The organism is Leptospira perolatii (assembly GCF_002811875.1).
GTDB classification, from domain to species: Bacteria; Spirochaetota; Leptospiria; order Leptospirales; family Leptospiraceae; genus Leptospira_B; species Leptospira_B perolatii.
Map to the genome: position 1 here is coordinate 9,447 of NZ_NPDZ01000012.1, position 17,849 is coordinate 27,295.

The window sequence follows — 17,849 nt, forward strand, 5'->3', positions numbered from 1 at the left end:
TCACCTTATGTCGATTTGGTGACACAATCTCCGATTTCTTGAACTGCATCATCTTTACTAATTTGTTCCATAATTCGGGAGAAAGAATCGACCACTGAGATCGCAATTTCCTGAGGTAGGAATTTCAAGCGGTGCTTCATCTCCAGTCGAATGCAGTCCGGATGACACAGTGCATGAAACATGCTCCCGTATCTTGTCTCGGTTCCGCTTTTCTTCCACAAAATCCGATCGTATGTTGGATTTTCGTAAGCGGTCGGTACATCCACCTTGGAAAAAAACAAACCCGAAATCGGAAATATTTTTTCTTCTCTATCTATTCCTAATTCATCAACGATTCGATTATATTGAAAGTATTGATGCTGTTGGGATTGGCCTACTTTCCTAGTCACCTCACCAACAAGTTCGCTGAATTTCATTTTTGCATTCATTCGAATTCTGATGGGTACGACGTTTGTAAAAAATCCAGGAATACTGCTAATTTCCTTTCTGCCCCTTCCAATTAGAGATGTATCAATGATCAGATCATCTCCGGCTCCAGCCTCCCGTAAGGAAATCAGATAAATGGAAAATAGCGTCATAGACAAAGTCCAAGCATTCTTCGCCGCCTTCATCTTTAGTTCATTATAAATAGAAAGTGGGAGCTCCTTGCTCGCAACTCCACCTTCTCTAAATCTTGAATTACCAGGGGAACGATTCCAGTAGAAAGGATCCGGGAGAGGGCTCTGCAGTTCGGCTTTCCAGTATTCGCGGCTCGAGTCGAAAGTTCCTTTGGCTTCCAACGCATTCAGCCATTCCGAAAAATCGCGATATTTGATAACTCCGGAATTTTGGGATTTTACCCTTCCGATTCGAACTTCTTGAGTTACTTTCATTAACTCATACAGGAGTGAAGTAATTCCGTTCGCATCCAAAAGAATTCTGTGATACATGAGGAAAACATAATCTTTATCTGGTGTCGTGATCCGCACTACGTGTCCAAGCGGACCGTTCTGAAAGTCCCAAACGAGATTGTTTCCTTCCTCGCGTAAATTAGAGAAGAGTTCTTCGAGTTGGTTTTTGTCTTCATTCTCCAGATGAATTTGTCTTAGCCGAAGTACGCCATCGGATACTATCTTCTGGCGAATTTCAGAACCGATTGTTGGGAATAATGTTCGCAGTCCTTCGTGTCGTTCACACACGATCTGAAACGCTTTTTCAAATACAGAATCTTCGCATACAATTGGAAAAGGAGATTGCACGATGATATTGGACCAGCTCCGCTCCGGGTCTAAAGTAAAATCAGCGATATAACGTCTTTGTTGTGGAGAAAGACGATATGTTTCCGCTACAACTGCCGAAGTTATTGCGGTTTCCGTAAACGGATCCTGGATTGTTTTTCCTTCGGATGCAGTATGTGGATCGGTTTGCTGGTTGAGTGCAGCTTGCATTTTGGGCAGGATTAATATCGCGATGTCCTTGATACTTGCTCCCTCTATCAATTTTATTAATGGAATTGAAACCCGGGTCGTAACTTCGATTTTGTTTCGGATTTCCATAGCCACAAGAGAGTCTATTCCGATTGATACAAGTGGCTGTTCCATATCTATTTCGGATATGGAAACTAACAATGATTTGGCGATAGATGTCCTAAGGTGGCTTATAATCGATTCTAGCTGGTTCTCTTTTTGGATTGTACCGAATTCCTGGTAGAACCTATCGATCGGTTTGATTTTGCTTTTTGAAATCTCGACTTTCGGGTTGTTTGCCTCAGTCTCGCTGCCTTCGTTTTTCGCTTCTGAAATCTGAAACTCTCCGAGAACCAAGTCCTCGATTTCTGCCCAAACTTTTCCTTCAGAAGTGAAGAATACAAGATTTCCGGATAATCTTTCTTGGCTCTCTTCCTGAAGTTTTGCGTAACACCATAAAAAATCGGATTCTAAGGAGCTATCCAACACAAGGAAAGAGCCAATGCTAGCCGGGAATAAAACAGTCCTCAAGTCGCCTGAATTTTTTTTGTATAGTTTGGAAGAAGACGCTTTGAATACAAAGAAGGCTGATTCTAAAATTTGAGGAGGTACAATAAACGATGCGAATTGGAGTTTTTGAGCATTAATTTTTCCTAATGCTATTCCTTTCCCTTTTCGCAATTCCATTAAATTTTCGAATTCGGCACCCAAGGAAATGCCTTCGTTTTTCAGGTTTTCGTAAAATTCTTTGAGCTCTATAGCTTGGGTGCAGTTACTTGTATTTTCGATTACATCTGACGAAGAAAAATGATTTTCATTCTTCGTTTTGAAATCACTGCTATTTTTAGCCTTAGAGTCTAAGGAGGGTACGAATCCGCTGAAATTTTCTACCCATTCTTTTTTAGATTCTGAACTGTAAATCTTGCAATTACCTTTGCTTAGGAATGTTTGAATGTAGCTTGGCTGATCTAAATTAATCTGGTGGAACTTAAGATTCTTTAACTCAAGTGTAGCAGATTGTGTTTCAAGTGGGTGAGAGGAAGATTCTTTCGCTGCCTTCAAAGCAATTTCTATCCAGCCCGCTGCGGACAAAATACCTTTTCTCTTATATTGCGATAGAGGGCTGGTCGATTCTTCGTTCAGCCGGGTTTCCCAAATGTTCGATTCTGGATATGCAGCGAACGATTGTTTGGCGCCGGGCAATGCCTGGGTTTTTGTCTCCAAATCGTTGATTGGAAGGTTCTTTCGAACGTGGAACCAAGACCTTTCGGTTTGCCAAGGATAGGTCGGCAGGTTAGGGTAGAACTTTGACTCTGGATAAATCTGACCCCAAGCTGGATCCAGCCCTTCGGTGTAAAGGTTCGCAATACACTCGTTCATCGCTCTATCTTCGCTCAGATCCCTTCGAAGAGACTCAATGGCCACTGCCTTCCTTCCTTGTTCCTGTATAATCTGCTGGATTGATTGTGTAAGGACAGGATGAGGACTCATTTCGAAAAATACATTATGGCCATCTTGCATCAGTTGCTGGATGGTTTGGTTGAATAAAACAGGCTCGCGCAAGTTTCTTCCCCAGTATTCAGAGTTCAGATTTCTTCCGTCAAACTCAGTGCTGGTTACGGTGGAATAGAATGTGATCTCAGACTCGGACGGTTTCAAGAATTTTAGCTTTTTCTGAAGTTCTTCCTTGATCGGTTCCATCTGTGGGCTATGGGAGGCATACGAAACTTTGATCAATTTTCCAAATACATCTTCTTGTTTCACTTGCAGTAGAAGCTTTTCGAGTACGGATAGATCTCCAGACAATAATGTGGCGCGAGGTGCATTTGCGGCCGCAATCGAAATTTTATCTTCGTATGGTTTGATTAATTTTACGGATTCAGACATGGAAAGCTCTATGAATGCCATGCCAGCCGATTGGCTAGAGGAAGCGGCGAGACAACTTCTTTCGCATATTACGGAAACTGCATCTTCGATGCTTAAAGATCCAGAAAGGTAGGCCGCAGCGACTTCTCCCATACTGTGCCCGACCACTGCACTCGGTTCTATGCCCCAACTTCTCCACATGTGTGCGAGAGATATTTGTAGTGCGAAAATAGCTGGTTGTACTATTTCTACTTGGCTAACTATCGGCGCGGACTCCGAAGTTGCCTCAAGTTCCTTCATTAAATTCCAGCCGTACTTTTGGCGAATCACCTCTGAACATTCTTCTAACTTTTCGCGATAGATTTTCTGACTCTTTACGAGTCCCAAACCCATGCCCGGCCACTGTCCGCCTTGCCCGGAAAAGACGAAAACAACCTTGCGAGTATGGTTTTTGGATCCTGATCGGATTCGTATGTTTGCTGTCTCAGTTCCTTCGGCTAAATTTTTGAGTTCTGTCTTTAGTTCTTCGCGAGACGTAAAATGAATTGCTGCCCGGGTGGAAAAGTGGCTCCTTTTTTCGCCGGCCGTATAACAGATATCATGCGGTTCCCAGGATTCTGTTTTTTGCAGATGCTCCAAATACCTTTGGGATATTTCTCTTAAACCTTTTACATTTTGTGCGGAAAACGGGATCACCGCAGAAGAAATTGGCTTTCTGTAATCTACTGAAATCTCTGAATCTGGCTCAACCCCCGATAAAACTAAGTGAGCATTGGTGCCCCCAAAACCGAAAGAGCTGATTCCGGCGACTGTAGGCTTACTAGAGTTCTCACCGATTCTTTTTGGCCACGGCTTGTGCTGATGATTGACTTGGATCCCCAATCTTTTGAAGTCGATTCTCGGATTTGGATTTTGGAAATGTAGGCTTTTAGGAATCTCGCGATTGAGCAGCGAGAGAGACAATTTGATCAGCCCTGCAATTCCTGCGGCTGCTTCTAAATGTCCGATATTACTTTTAACCGAGCCGATTAAAAGATTGGAGGCTCCTTGGTCATTTCTGCGGAACACTTTACCTAATGCGTTTACTTCGATCGGGTCTCCCAGAGCAGTTCCGGTGCCATGACATTCAACATAGTCCACAAAATCTGGATGTATTCCAGTAGCTTTATAAGCTTCTTGTAATACAGCTTCCTGAGCCAATGGATTCGGTGCAGTGAGTCCGTTGGAACGACCATCTTGGTTTACGGCACCTCCGTGTAACACCGCGTAGACGCGGTCACCATCCGAGATCGCTTTAGAGAGAGGTTTCAAAACAACGATACCGGCTCCTTCTCCTCGTACGAATCCGTTGGCACTACTGTCAAAAGACTTGCACCTTCCATCGGGCGCCATGTATCCACCTCGAGAAAAATTAATCGTGATTTCAGGAGTTAGGATAAGATTCACTCCTCCAGCGATTGCTAAATCTGAATCTCCGGATTGTAGACTTTTGCAAGCCATCAATACGGAAACGAGTGAGGAAGAGCAGGCAGTATCTAGTGAAATACTAGGACCTGCTAGATTCAGAAAATAAGAAAGTCTATTCGCGGCAATACTTGAGGAGTTTCCCATGAGCAGGTATGGGTTCTCCAGATCTGATTGGTTATACTGCAACAGTCCGTAATCGTTTCCAGTGATACCGATAAAAACTCCCGTGCGAGAAAGTGCTAAAGTAGTGGGAGCTATTCCAGCATTTTCTAATGCTTCCCAGCTAGTTTGCAAAAGGATTCTTTGTTGTGGATCCATGCATTCCGCTTCTCTTTTAGAGATTCCAAAAAACTCGTGATCGAACTCAGCCACATCATGAATAAAGCCGCCCCAACGAGTATTCATCGTTCCTGGGCGCACGCCGCTTGCGTCATAATATTCGTTCACATCCCAGCGATCGGAAGGAACTTCTGAAATTGCATCTTTGCCTTCGGACAATAGTTTCCAGAATTCTTCCAGGCTGTTTGCCCCGGGGAATTTACATGACATACCAATGATTGCAACTGGTTCCACATTACTCGTATTAGGTGGAGCGCTGGATTTGTTTGAAGTTCCGTTTATAGGAACAGCTGATTCGTGTCCGTTAGTTCGTTGTGAGTTCGAAGGATTTTTCGCAGCTCCCGATAAATACTCCGAGAGTAGTTCAATCGTCGGATATTCATAAGCAAGAGTCGGACTGATTGGGATTCCCAACTTCTCCTCGAGTTCTCCAGAAATTTGTATCGCCTTAATCGAATCTAGTCCGTAGTCGGCGAGAGGTGTGCTGGTTTGTATCGAATCGGAAGAAATTCCCAGTAGCTGCGCCGCATAATTTTTGAGCCAGTTTTCTATTTCTGAACGAGCTACTTTTGTCAGCTTTGGATAAGCTTCTGATTTTGACTGAGCTGTATCTTGCGCAGTTTGCAGAGGTGATCGTGAATTCTTCGGGAGCTCAGGCTGGACCGCCTTCTCCGACTTTTGATTCGCCTGACTCTGGTTAGATGACAACGAACTTTCGATTAAAGTTAGTTCATTCGCAAGGAACTGTTTCCGCGCATTCAGTCTTTGTTTTTTGCCGCTGCTCGTTTTAGGTAGACTTCCTCTTTTTACAGGGAGAATCGAATACGGTTGCAGTTCGAAACTTTTGGAAACAGCTTGTCGAATGCTTTGCAAGATTTCTTCGATCGAGTTAGTCCACTGTCGAGGTATTTCCGCCAATATTACAAGCTCTTCTCTTTCTTTGACAGTCACTGAAAAAGCGATAATGGAATCTGGATGTAAAGCCTCGTGACTAGATGCGGCTACATTTTCGAAATCGTGAGGGTAGTAGTTTACTCCCCTTAATATTAGAAGTTCCTTCATCCTACCGGTTACGTAGAGTACGCCTGACGAAATAAATCCAAGATCACCGGTCCTCAGATAATTCGCAGGCTCTTCATTTTGAATTCTTGCATGAAAGGTCGATTCGGTTTGAGTCGGATTATTCCAATAGCCGAGCGCCACGCTTGGACCGTGAAGCCAAATCTCTCCGACTTTTCCTTCCTCACATCTTACATTGGTTATTGGATCTACAATTGCTAGTCTCTGACCCTCGGAGTAACTATCGATTCCGATTAGTATTGAAAGATCTTCATTCTGACTAGCTGCGTCCTCATTTACTTTTGCAGGTTTTGTATCAGTTTGTTCAAGATCGGAAGAATGAAATTTGCCAAAAACCGGAATACTGCAAGCAGCAGCTAAAGTGGATTCTGCAAGCCCGTAAGCAGCGCGAAATGTGCTCGGTAGAAATCCGCATACTCCAAAAGTTTCTGAAAAGCTTTTGAGAGTACTATGACGAATAAATTCTGCACCGTTATACGCTATCTTCCAGGATTCTAAATTTAGTTTTTTAAGTTTTTCTAATGTAGAAGATTGAACGCAATAATCGTATCCGAAATTAGGTCCGCCGGAAATGGTTATTTGGTATTTTGTGATAGCTTCTAACCACCGCATTGGTCTTTGGATAAAATGAAAAGGAGACATCAAATAACCGGGAATTTGGCAATACAGCGGGCCGAGAATGCCACCGATCAAACCCATATCGTGATAGGGAGGTAGCCAAAATAAACTTTTGGAGTCTTCTTTTATACCAGAAAATTGATATTGAGATTTAAGATTATCTAATAGATTTCCGTGACTGACGACTACTCCTTTCGGTGCCGATGTCGATCCGGAAGTGTATTGTAAAAAGGCGACACTCTCGGATTGTAGCAGATGCCTTTTCAGATTTCCTGAGGCTTGGCATAGATCGGAATACGTATAGAGGCCCACATTTCGAAGCGTACTCTCGGATGTTAAAATCTGTGAAATCTTCTCTCTCGCGGAATCTACTGTCAGAGCCGCAGTCGCATCTGCATCTTTAATAATCGTTTTAATTCGATCGACATGATGATTATTGCGAGGCGGATATGCAGGTACTGGAATTACTCCGGCGGTAATACATCCTAAGAATGAAATGATGTACTCTAAGCCAGGTGGGTAGAGTAGTAGCACTCGATCACCCAATTTTGTAATGGATTGAATATTTCCTGCAATTTTTTCTATCGATTTGAATAGATCGGAATAAGAAAGTAAAGACTCCTTGCTTTCTCCATCTTCTAAAAAGCAATACGCAAGTTTATCCGGACTTTTGTTGTTACGAAGTTCAAGCAACTCGACTAGGTGATTCAAAGTTCCACTCCCTCTAAAGCAACCGGAGAAAGTTGCCGGTTGTTCGAATTCAATAAATTTCTTATTAATTGCTTTGCTTGTATCCGAATAGCCTCGACTCCGTTCGTATAAAAATGAACTCCTCGTGTTAAAGGTCCAATGCAGTAAACATGCTCCAAGATTTTTCCATCAAATCTGCGAAGACTTGAGGTTTCGAAATCCACATCTACTCCGCCTAAACTGTGATTAGAAATATCGCCGCGACTTAACATGTTTGTTAAGAGAAGTGAGGTCGTATAATTTAAGTCGTATCCGGTTCCTGTGGAATTTATCACATAATCGCATTCATGCTGAACTATGGATCCATCCGGAGTTTTGCGAGAAAATTGTATAGGGGATCGATCTATAGGAATCCGGAACTCCTTCAGTCCACTGTAGAGTTCCAGCTGCCCTTTTTCCAACAGGTCATAAATTTTTTCTGCAGTTTGCAAAGGTATGCAGTGACGATGCATTCCCCAGAAGGCATAATGCTCTTTCATGAAAATTGCTTTGTCGTCTTCCTGCATCGACCTCCAGAGCTCTCCCATGATCGGCCAAGTGGAGCAAAGGATTGGGTACCAATAATTCTTTCCTTTTCTAGAGTCATCGATATCGCGTGAAAGTTGGTCTTTGCCAAATTCGAGTCGTAATTTGTCCGGTTCGTACTTCCAGGTAGATTTCGTGCCCAAACCAAGCTCGAATTCCTTTAGAAACATTTCTTGCACTTCCGACAATTTTAGCTTTTTGGTTCGATTATTCGTTTTTCTTAATATTTCCGAAATTGTTAAAATCTGCGGAGTATGATTTACGTAATCTCTAGGAAGAGGTTGAACTCTTGGAAGGCCGCTTTGTCTGGTTATAAGAAAAATTTTTCCCTGGTGTTTTCTTTCTCTCAGTTGGAGTAAAACATCCATGGAAGTCAATCCGGCTCCGATGACTGAAACTGTAGAATCGGGATGAATTGATTTTAGTGCGGAGCTGTTCCATGGAGATTGAATGAATCTGGAATCTTTTTCCAAGTCGCGTCCTAGGATAGGACGTAGAGAAGAAGGGACATCACCAGGACACAAGATTACATCATTTACGTGAATCTTCGTATCGTTCAGAACCAGAGAGATGGAGGGGAGCGAGTCATGCAAACTGTCGGCTTTTATGCAGTCGATTACTTCCTGGTGTACTATTTCCACATCTATTCGGTGGGTTTTGGCTTTTTCAAAGCTATATAGAAAGCAATCACGCAAGTAGTCTCCGAAATACTTTCTTGGAATATAAGGTTGTGCTTCAGTGCCGGAAGAGATTCCTCGTTCTTCTAACCAGTTTGCAAAATCTGATGGTTTGTCATCGAACATCGTCATGCTCGAAGTTCTCATATTGAGAAGATGGCACTCCTCTTTTGTGCCGTAAGCTATTCCATCTCCAAGTCTATTCGTTTTTTCAAATAAAATGATTTTTGCATGTTCGGATCTGGATCCGTCGATTATATCATTTACCAGCTGCATGAACACGACTATGCCGCTGGCTCCCATGCCAACTACCGCGATCTTATACTTTGGATCAGCATTGAGTGCTTCGTTTATCATACTTTCTGTCTTGTCGGACGAATTCGAATATCGTCCAGATGAACGTGAGGTGGCTGTTGAATCACAAATCGAATCGTTTCTGCGATATCGTCGGGAGTTAGCAAAGGTCCTATTTCGTTCTCGATGGACCGGAACCATTTCATATCGTATCCGGCCGATTCCTGAAAATCAGATTTCACGAATCCGGGCTCGATCAAAGTTACTCGAATTCCAAGATTGCATAGCTCTCCTCGCAATGATTCCACTAATGAATGAACTGCAAATTTTGTGGACCCATAGACAGGATTACCCGCAGAGACTTGCCTACCCACCGTAGACCCGATGACTAAAATATCTCTGACAGTAGAGCAGTTTTCATTTTTTGCCAGTTCGGCAAAGTGAGTGCCTACTGATCTTAATTGGTGCATTACGGAAATGTAATTGGTATTTATTAAATCCTGCCAACCTTTCGGGTCGGAGGTCAAAAGCGTTCCGGGTAGGCCTCTGCCCGCGCATAAAATAAATGCATCCGCAGGTCGATTCCATTTCTCAATTCCGTTATTTAGAATTTTATGAATAAAATTCTCCTCTCGGATATCGCCTGCAATATATGATGCTTCGAGACCTGATTCGACAAGGCCTTCTGACAATGTTTTTAAGCGATCTTCCCTCCTAGCGGTAGCAATCACTCTATATCCGTTTTTTGCTAAGATCCTAGTAGTCGATTCTCCGATCCCAGCACTCGCGCCGGTAATGACCGCGATCTTTTTCAGAATCTTTACGGCCTCAACCTTATCTAGAACTGTGCTCTTTGTCTGATCCAAATTCAAATTCTCCTAATGATATCAATCCTTGCAAGAAACGGCCTAAGGCCCCAGAGTCCCAAGGGCGAATCGTCACTCCTAATTGCTTTAAAATTCTGGAGCTCCTACTGTGATCGTATTCTACGTTACGTGCTTTCCGTGCTGCCCAGAAATGCCCTAGTGAAATATCTCTGTCCCCAGTAGAATGCTCCGCCAAAAGTTCCCATAGAGTTTCTTTCTCAGAAGGTTCTAACCTCACTCCAAGTGCTAAAAGTTGATTTACGATTTCTTGATATGCGATCGGCTGCTCGCCGTCGATGTGATAGGTTCCGCTTTGAACGGACGTGCTTAATCCTAACTCAAAAATTCCCTTTGCAACTTCGTCTACTGATGAAAGTACGAAGCTTTCGCTCAAATCTTTAGGATACTTGCCTACTTTCACCATTGCTCGGAGGGTTTGAACAAGTCGATTTTGTCTAGGATCTTTTCTGAACTTTCCTGTTTGGGAATGACCGGAGACATTTCCAAGTCTGTAGATAAACCCGGTGCCTCCGGAAACGATGAATTCGTTTACTAAACTCTCTGCTAGGAATTTACTTCTTTCGTATTCATTTTGAAATTCTTGACCGAAATCCAGATCCGCTTCCGAGAAGCGAAACGATTTTTCGTCATTATGAATTCCGCAGATGGCAAGAGTAGAAACATAATGCAAATCTTTCGGTCTGCCTGTACTTGCTAGCGAAATGGCATTTTTTGCAGGAATTAAATTAGCTTTTTCGAATACTTCTCCGATTCCGAATAATCTCGTATCGGCTGCCAAGTCATAAATCGCTTCTATCCGATTGGTTAGTTCGAAATAGTCCTCGGAAGTCAAGCCGTAGTTAACCTGAGACACATTTCCAGGGATCATTCTAACTCTGTCCGAATATTGATTTAGGTTTTCTTCGGGAAAATACCAAGAAAAAATAGAAGAAAGTCGTTGAAAAGCAGACTCCTGAGAAGAGTCCCTTATGAGACAGTAGATTGTAGACACCGTTTCCTTTAAGAAAAGATAAAGTAGATAGATCCCCACATATCCGGATGTACCTGTCATAAGCAGACTTGAATATTGTCGTCGAAGAGGCAAAGAGTTCGCGAGATCGTAGTGAGCAGGAATATAGGTGAGCTGTCCTGATTTGGAGCTTTTTTCTAAGAAAATCTTAGAATCAACTTCCGAACTTATCGATGCCAGATCCAGAATCGTCTCAGTCCAGTCTCTCATGGATCTAAGCATTTTTTCGTTAGAATCCGTACTTGGGTAAAATGCAAGATCTGCAATTAATTGCTCTTCTACAATTCTTGCGGTTAGCTTCAAGTCATAGACTCGATTGTTTTCCGATCCTCGAGTAACGGATATTTGGCGATTGCTTGGAGTAAGATTCAGAATTCCATTACTTGCAAATGCTGATCTGCCTAGAAAGTTGTAGCATAGTTTCGCAACAGCAGGGTCGCAATTGGAGTCAATGTCCTTTGTTAAGATCGGAGCGTCTTCTAATTCCTTTTCAGTTTGCCGAATCGTAATATCGAAACCTTCCCTTTCTATCGAAATGCAAATTTGGGATACTTCGGTAAACCATCCTACAATTCTCGACGAATCGACTGAATATCCTTGGCCATCTCGGCCATGTCCTTCGACATCAATTAGAATTTTATTAAGTGATTCGTGAGAGAGGTGTTTATGAACGAAAAGTCCTAATAGTGCGTTGTGAAACTTAGCTCCGAATCTTTGCGCAATTGTTTGTATGATTTTTCCGGTTTCCTCGCGAGTAAATCGCACCCAAATCGTATGAGTATTCTTCTCTAAATTCTCTGAGTTGAATTCGGAAACCAGTGTGTCGTTCGAAATCTCGTTGGTCTTATCTGGCCGGGATTTTGTTTTGGAGTAATAATCCCAGAATGTCGGAGAATTCCCCGTAAAAATGATATCTTGGCCGATCCCTAAAAGACCATAGATTCTCGTAATGTCTGCGAGCAATATTCTCCAGGACACAACGTCGATTGAAAGGTGATGCGCGATAAGTAAAAGTTTGTCACCCTCCACCGGATCACGGAATATGTGCGCCTTAAATACCTTGCCACTCACGATATCAATTTGATTTTGTAAGTCTTCTGAAATGGACAGAATATGATCTTCGAAAGTACTTTCAGTTCTATTTTCAGGTAAGTATGATTCACTGAAACATTCAAATCTGGTCGGAACGAATTCGGCGACGACTTGTCCATCGAGCTCGTCAAAGGAAGTTTGAAGCAACGGATGCAACTCCATAACTCTTTCGAGCGTAGCGATCAGCCGTTGTGATTGAGCTTTTGAATTGATTTCTAAGAGTAAGGATTGATTCCATCGATTCGGATCTGAAAATTTTTGTCCGAAAAACCATTTTTGGGAGGGGGAAAGTATATTACTTTTTAATAATCTTTGGCTTGGAATTTGTTGAAGCTCATCTCTATCGGCGGTTTTTAACTTAAGGATGAGTCCATGAACAGTAGGGTTAGAGAGAAAATCATTCGTAGAAATCTTATGTCCACGCGCCTGCAGTTCGGAAATCACCTGAATTGCGTCTAGAGAACTTGCTCCTAAGTCTTGAAAAAAGTCTGAATCGGCATGGAACCCTCCTCTGCCGAGGCACTGCTTCCAGATTCTGGATATTTCGCTAATTAGATCTTGGTCCGTTTTAGCTTCCGAGCTATCAATTGATAAATCGCCTTCTTCGTCGATTTCAGAGGTGAATAACTCTCGAATCGCAATCGTATCGATTTTCCCATTACTGTTTGTGGGTAATGCGTTAGGCGAAGAAATGATTCTCCCGGGAAGTGCATACTTAGGGAGGTGATTCGCTAATCTGGCACGAAGTTCCGCGGTCGAGATTGTATCTTTTGTTTGAATGGCTAAGCTAAGGGAGGAGTTTGAATCTCCCGGCAGCATCATTGCGACTGCTGCGATGACCTCTTCCAGTTTGAGAGCTGCATTCTCAATAAATTCAAGTTCGATTCTGTAGCCGTTTACTTTAACTTGTCTATCTACACGTCCGAGAAACTCAAGCGCCCCGTTCTCGTCCACACGAACCATATCTCCGCTGCGGTAAAAACGGGTTTCCCCTTCTATGTCTGTTAAGAATCGTTCCGCACTTTGCTCGGGATTTTTCAGGTAACCTTCGGCTACAGAAGGACCCCCTATAAAAAGTTCTCCTACTGCGGAGTGATCTTTAAACTCTCCGTCTGTTGTTCGAACTAAAAATTTTGTGGAACCAAGAGGTTTTCCCAAAGCTACCGACTCGGATCCCAAAAGTCCAGTGCTCGCTGATTCGAAAAATACGTTAGCCGCAACACCGATAGTTGTTTCGGTTGGGCCGTAGTGATTCACAAGTGTGTAAGCAATCTCAGAATCGATGACAGATAATGCCAGATCCCGCGAAAGTAATTCGCCTCCAAAAATCAGATATTTGAGGAGAGGGTTTGCAAAATTGCGGTTTTTCTTTGTCGCAAAAACTGCTTTCCAGTGAGACGGAGTAATCTTTAAAACATCAATCTGATTTGATTCAATATAACTTAATAGTAAAGTGGGGTCCCGGCGAACAGAGTTATCGACCAAGTGAATTGTTCCTCCAGTCCAAAGTGGAGGGAACAGACATGTATTTCCAAGATCGGCCGAAAGTGAACTAACATGCGCGTATGATAAGGGGTCGTCTATTTTTAAACGTTCTAGAAGAGAAACTACATAATGCTCTATATTAGAATAAGTTACTATGACACCTTTTGATTTTCCAGTAGAACCGGAGGTAAACAGTATGTATGCGGCGTCATCCGAAACCAGATTTTCTTCTTTGCTCGAATCTGCGGAAGTGCCTGGAATTCCGATCGCCTTTGCTATTTCAGAGATTTTGCCTTCTAGGACGAGTCCATCTTTTGTTCGAGTCCTTGCGCTGGAATCAGTCAGAGCGAGTGAGAATGTATTCGAAGTATTTCCCAATACTTCAAAAATATCTAAAGTGTTTTGACCTCTTTGAAGAAAGAACTCAGTGTGCTCACCGGTAGTTAAGACAATCTTAGCGCTAACTTCTAGTACTTTTTCTTTACTTCCGCCAGCATGATCTTCATCTTCTAATATGGTATAAGCTGCTCCGAGTTTACCTGCGGCTAACATACTTACTATGATTTCTGCTACCCTAGGAAGATAAATCGCTATGATCGATCCACTACCGATCGAAAAGGATTCAAGCCTATCCGCGAGTTGGTCCACTGATTTCCTTAACTGGTCGTAAGTTAAGGATTGATTCGGTGCGACTACTGCAATTCGATCCGGATAAGCCTCAGCAAAGTTATGAAATCGGTCTACTAGGGTATTCACGGCCAGCACCCCGATACAGTTTAAAAGTATATGCCACAGTCCAAGCCAAACCAACCGGTTGAGATGGTAGTATGGTTTTTAGAATGTTAGGTGTACCATTAAAAAGGTGAACGATGAAAAGTACTGAAAAGGCAAAGATAACCGGAAGGAAAATTGATCCGGCTTTTTTCAGAATTGGGGACGCCCCCTCTACTACGAAGACCCAATCCATGATCATGGTCATGATTGTGCCAAGTATCGAGCTTCCTACAAATTGCGTGGCGGCAGCTTTGCCGGCTACCGCAATGCCATATTCCGCATGGACGTAATATGCCCAGGAACCCCAAAGAAAACCAGCACCCAATCCAGCGAGCACTGAAGCTCGAGTTATTTTTTGTTTCATATATTTTCCCTTATCAAAACGATTAGTCGACGGAACAAATAACGTATGTTAGTTGCTCCTCAGCTCCAATACATAAGAGGCTGATCAGGACCTTTGCATCCGATAAAAGAAGCCATACAAACTCTATGAGTTGTTTCGACAGGGGTAACTGCATGAAGCATGACTGAGCTGCAGATAATTAAGTCTCCGGGCTCCGGATGAATGACTAATCGAGGAGGCTCGATTGTTTCCGGGAGTAAACCTTCTACATCGAGTATCGCTTCTTTTTCCTTTGGTGTTGGATTACGAAGCCATAAATGGAGATCTCCACCTTCTTCTGGAACTTGCAAATAAGCATTGGCCACAAATTGCTCGATTAGACCTTCGATTTCCGGAGCATCCGTTTCTTGAACAATGTGATCGTTGTGAGGATAAAAGAAAGATTTCTTTGGTTGCATGACTCTGCAGGCACCAACGAAACAGGCTCTATTTCGGAAGCGTGCTAGATTTGCTCCAGCCGGCCAGTATTCTTGTAACAGCAAGCGAAGCTTATCAATCGGAGAAATGTAAGGAAAGAATAATTCTCTAATTTCTTCAATTGCTGCGATTGCACCGTCGTGGTATTTTTTCGTTTCAATTGCATCCCAACGGGTATCGATGTGAGGCATGTGAATTCGGCCAACGCTGCTCGTATAAAGTTTGTGATAGTGGCCCATTGCAGGATGCTCAAGAGTTTTTGGCACGACAGCTTCGCAAACTTCTTTCGGTACATAGTTTTTGATGTGAATTGCGCCAATTTCGTGATTCATAAGCTGAAGCAAGGTTTCTGTATTCAGAGTTGTGGCGATGACACTTTTCGCTAGGGCAGGTGGAGCGGATTCCGTTGTATTATCTAATTGTAAACTCATTTTGTTTTACCTTTACGCATTTTGAGCAAGTTATCAGCAATTTGGCTTGCTCAAAGATTATTTTTCTGTTTTATGACATGCATCGACAAAGCTAATCAGAGAGAAACTGAAACAAGAATACGTAATGACTCCGTAACTAATTTCCCCACTAACGCGCGTCTAACGCATATGAACGCCATTAACTTACGTTAATTAACAATGGTTAATAACAAGAAAAGAGGCGCTTTTTTCTGTCCACATATTTTCCAGCTTCTTTGTCAAAATTTTGCTACAACAGGATTAAAAGTGCGGAATATTATTCTTAAATAAATTGGTCCGAATTTTTTCGGATGCTTCCGCATTCTTGAAAGCAAGTTAAGTTAGGTGATCGCTCTCTCCTAAAAAAATCGAAAAAGCAATTTTTTTTGATCCTCTCTGTCTCACTTTTGAATCAGTCGGATATCCTTCGTTTCGGATTCGAAAATCTGATCAATTTTCTTCTTTTTAAACAAATATGACAGAATTTGGCATATTTATTCTTTATAATGAATCTATGAAATTTGGCGAATTGGAAGTGGGATCCATATCAAATAACTCGAGCGCAGCTGCTCCTTTTCGCAAAAAGGAAGGTTATATGAGCTTAAAAAAATATTCAGGCAGCTGTCACTGCGGTGCGATCAAGTTCGATGTGGAATTGGATGTAAGCCAGGGAACAGGACGATGCAACTGTTCTTTTTGTCGCAAGGTTCGAAATTGGTCTTCGATTGTGAAGCCCTCGGCATTTCGTTTAATCAGTGGAGAAGGAAATCTGGGTTCTTATCAATTCGCCACGAAGAGTGTCACTCATCATTTTTGCAAAACCTGCGGTGTTAGAACTCATTCAGAAGGCTATGTCGAAGCAATCGGTGGGGCGTATGTAAGTATTGTTTTGGCTACCCTGGATAATATGGATGCACGGGAACTTGCTGAAGCTCCGGTTGTTTACATGGACGGATTAAATAATAACTGGCGTAACCAGCCGGCGGAAATCCAGCACCTATAAGTTTGCGGTCACTATTCCAGCTCGGGTTTTTGGGGCCCCACCTGATTTTGGAATAGGTGCTTGCAACTTGGTTCAGTTTTGCTAATATTCTTCATCGAATTTTTGTTTATTGAGACTTGATTCGGTTGTTTATCGATCAAGGCATCGGATTCGCTTATGAATATCGCACGGAATTTGATTTTATTTGTAATTCTTTTTCAGCTTGGTTGTCGGAAAACGACATATTCCTATTCTGTAAATATATCAGAATTTAGTAATAATCATGAATTGGAATCAGTTGCAAACAGATTTACAAAAGGAGTGTTTTCCGAAAGCAAGGGGAGTGTTCGAACAAATGCTATTTTAGTAATTTACAAAGATAGAATTATCTTAGAAGTAAATGCAAGCGAGTTCAACTTTAATACCTTGCATCCGATCTGGTCCATCTCCAAATTCTTGTTAAACGGTGTGCTGGCAGAGGCAGTTGCCTCCCAACGGGTTCGATTGAATTTTCCGGTGAGTTTTTATCTAAAACAAGCCGCAGATTCTTTGCCGAATCAGCTTTTAGTAAGCCACCTATTGTTTTTTTCTTCCGGTTTGGATTGGAAAGAAAGATACGAATGGGCGCCGATCCAGTCGGATATTCTGGAAGTTTTATATGGAAAAGCGAATAAAGATATGACTGAATATATTTCTCATGTCAAAGTTGCGAACCTTCCGGGGGAAAATATTTCCTATTCAAGCGGAGATTCCAATCTTTTATCTTCTTTGCTAGCAAGCGCAGTGGGGAAAGACTACCCGACAAAGTTCTTTCGTTCTATGAATATCAGTTCTTTCATTTGGGAAACTGACGGGAGGGGAGTTCCGATCGCTTCTTCCTATGCCTTCTTGTCTCCAAGAGATCTTGCAAAAATCGGCCAATTCTATATTCGAGAAGGTTGGGGGAAGTCCTCTGGTCTCTTTCCAAAAAACTGGATCCAAGATACGTTTCGAATTCAACCTGGAATAAAGCTCTCGTGGTTTTTACGTTGGATCGGATTTCCGTCGATGGGTGGGCATGTTTATTTGAATCGATTCGATCAAGATGAATCTAAGCTCTATTATTCCGGTCTTTCTCCCGAATCTTTTTTTGCCTCGGGACATTGGGGACAATATTTGGTAGTCGATCCGATCCGAAAACTAGTGGTAATCAGATACGGAAATGATAGAGGAGGAACTTTTCCTATGAAGGAATTTCTAAATCGTTTGGTTTCAGTAACAGATTCTTCAAGTTTCTTTTAAGTATTTTTT

8 protein-coding genes are annotated in these 17,849 nt (G+C 42.4%); 2 read left to right on the plus strand and 6 right to left on the minus strand.

From position 1 onward, the window contains the following. Positions 1-5: 5 nt before the first annotated feature. The 6 genes from CH373_RS15470 to CH373_RS15495 are packed head-to-tail and all read right to left on the minus strand — an operon-like array spanning position 6 to position 15,559. Entirely contained in the window at positions 6-7,526 is a 7,521-nt protein-coding gene (locus tag CH373_RS15470) for a type I polyketide synthase (protein WP_100714673.1), read from the minus strand. Further along, positions 7,523-9,124: an FAD/NAD(P)-binding protein gene (locus CH373_RS15475; protein ID WP_100714674.1), complete on the minus strand. Its 1,602-nt coding sequence runs from the start codon at positions 9,122-9,124 to the stop codon at positions 7,523-7,525. Before CH373_RS15475 ends, CH373_RS15470 begins: the two co-directional genes overlap by 4 nt. Beyond that, positions 9,121-9,927: an SDR family oxidoreductase gene (locus tag CH373_RS15480; protein ID WP_207761484.1), complete on the minus strand. Its 807-nt coding sequence runs from the start codon at positions 9,925-9,927 to the stop codon at positions 9,121-9,123. The genes CH373_RS15475 and CH373_RS15480 overlap by 4 nt, the downstream gene beginning before the upstream one ends. Continuing rightward, positions 9,896-14,290, minus strand: coding sequence for an AMP-binding protein (locus CH373_RS15485; RefSeq protein WP_165778853.1), 4,395 nt, complete (start codon positions 14,288-14,290; stop codon positions 9,896-9,898). The genes CH373_RS15480 and CH373_RS15485 overlap by 32 nt, the downstream gene beginning before the upstream one ends. Further along, complete coding sequence (locus CH373_RS18585) at positions 14,262-14,672, minus strand: hypothetical protein (RefSeq protein WP_125170026.1); 411 nt, start codon at positions 14,670-14,672, stop codon at positions 14,262-14,264. Before CH373_RS18585 ends, CH373_RS15485 begins: the two co-directional genes overlap by 29 nt. Positions 14,673-14,731: 59 nt before the next feature. Further along, positions 14,732-15,559 (minus strand): 2OG-Fe(II) oxygenase, encoded by an 828-nt coding sequence (locus CH373_RS15495; RefSeq protein ID WP_100714677.1) that lies wholly within the window; start codon positions 15,557-15,559, stop codon positions 14,732-14,734. A 613-nt stretch (positions 15,560-16,172) separates the two neighbouring features. On the opposite strand from CH373_RS15495, the gene CH373_RS15500 reads away from it, so the two are divergent. Both CH373_RS15500 and CH373_RS15505 read left to right on the plus strand, forming a co-directional pair. Continuing rightward, positions 16,173-16,580, plus strand: a complete 408-nt coding sequence (locus CH373_RS15500; protein ID WP_100714735.1) for a GFA family protein — start codon at positions 16,173-16,175, stop codon at positions 16,578-16,580. Between the two features lie 156 nt (positions 16,581-16,736). Beyond that, positions 16,737-17,840: a serine hydrolase gene (locus tag CH373_RS15505; protein WP_100714678.1), complete on the plus strand. Its 1,104-nt coding sequence runs from the start codon at positions 16,737-16,739 to the stop codon at positions 17,838-17,840. The last annotated feature ends 9 nt before the right edge of the window (positions 17,841-17,849 follow it).

What these genes read in the sequence shown, in the direction of transcription:
- CH373_RS18585 (WP_125170026.1), bottom strand. Translation starts at nt 14,672, where the DNA reads ATGAAACAAAAAATAACTCGAGCTTCAGTGCTCGCTGGATTGGGTGCT.
- CH373_RS15495 (WP_100714677.1), bottom strand. Translation starts at nt 15,559, where the DNA reads ATGAGTTTACAATTAGATAATACAACGGAATCCGCTCCACCTGCCCTA.
- CH373_RS15475 (WP_100714674.1), bottom strand. Translation starts at nt 9,124, where the DNA reads ATGATAAACGAAGCACTCAATGCTGATCCAAAGTATAAGATCGCGGTA.
- CH373_RS15505 (WP_100714678.1), top strand. Translation starts at nt 16,737, where the DNA reads ATGAATATCGCACGGAATTTGATTTTATTTGTAATTCTTTTTCAGCTT.
- CH373_RS15500 (WP_100714735.1), top strand. Translation starts at nt 16,173, where the DNA reads ATGAGCTTAAAAAAATATTCAGGCAGCTGTCACTGCGGTGCGATCAAG.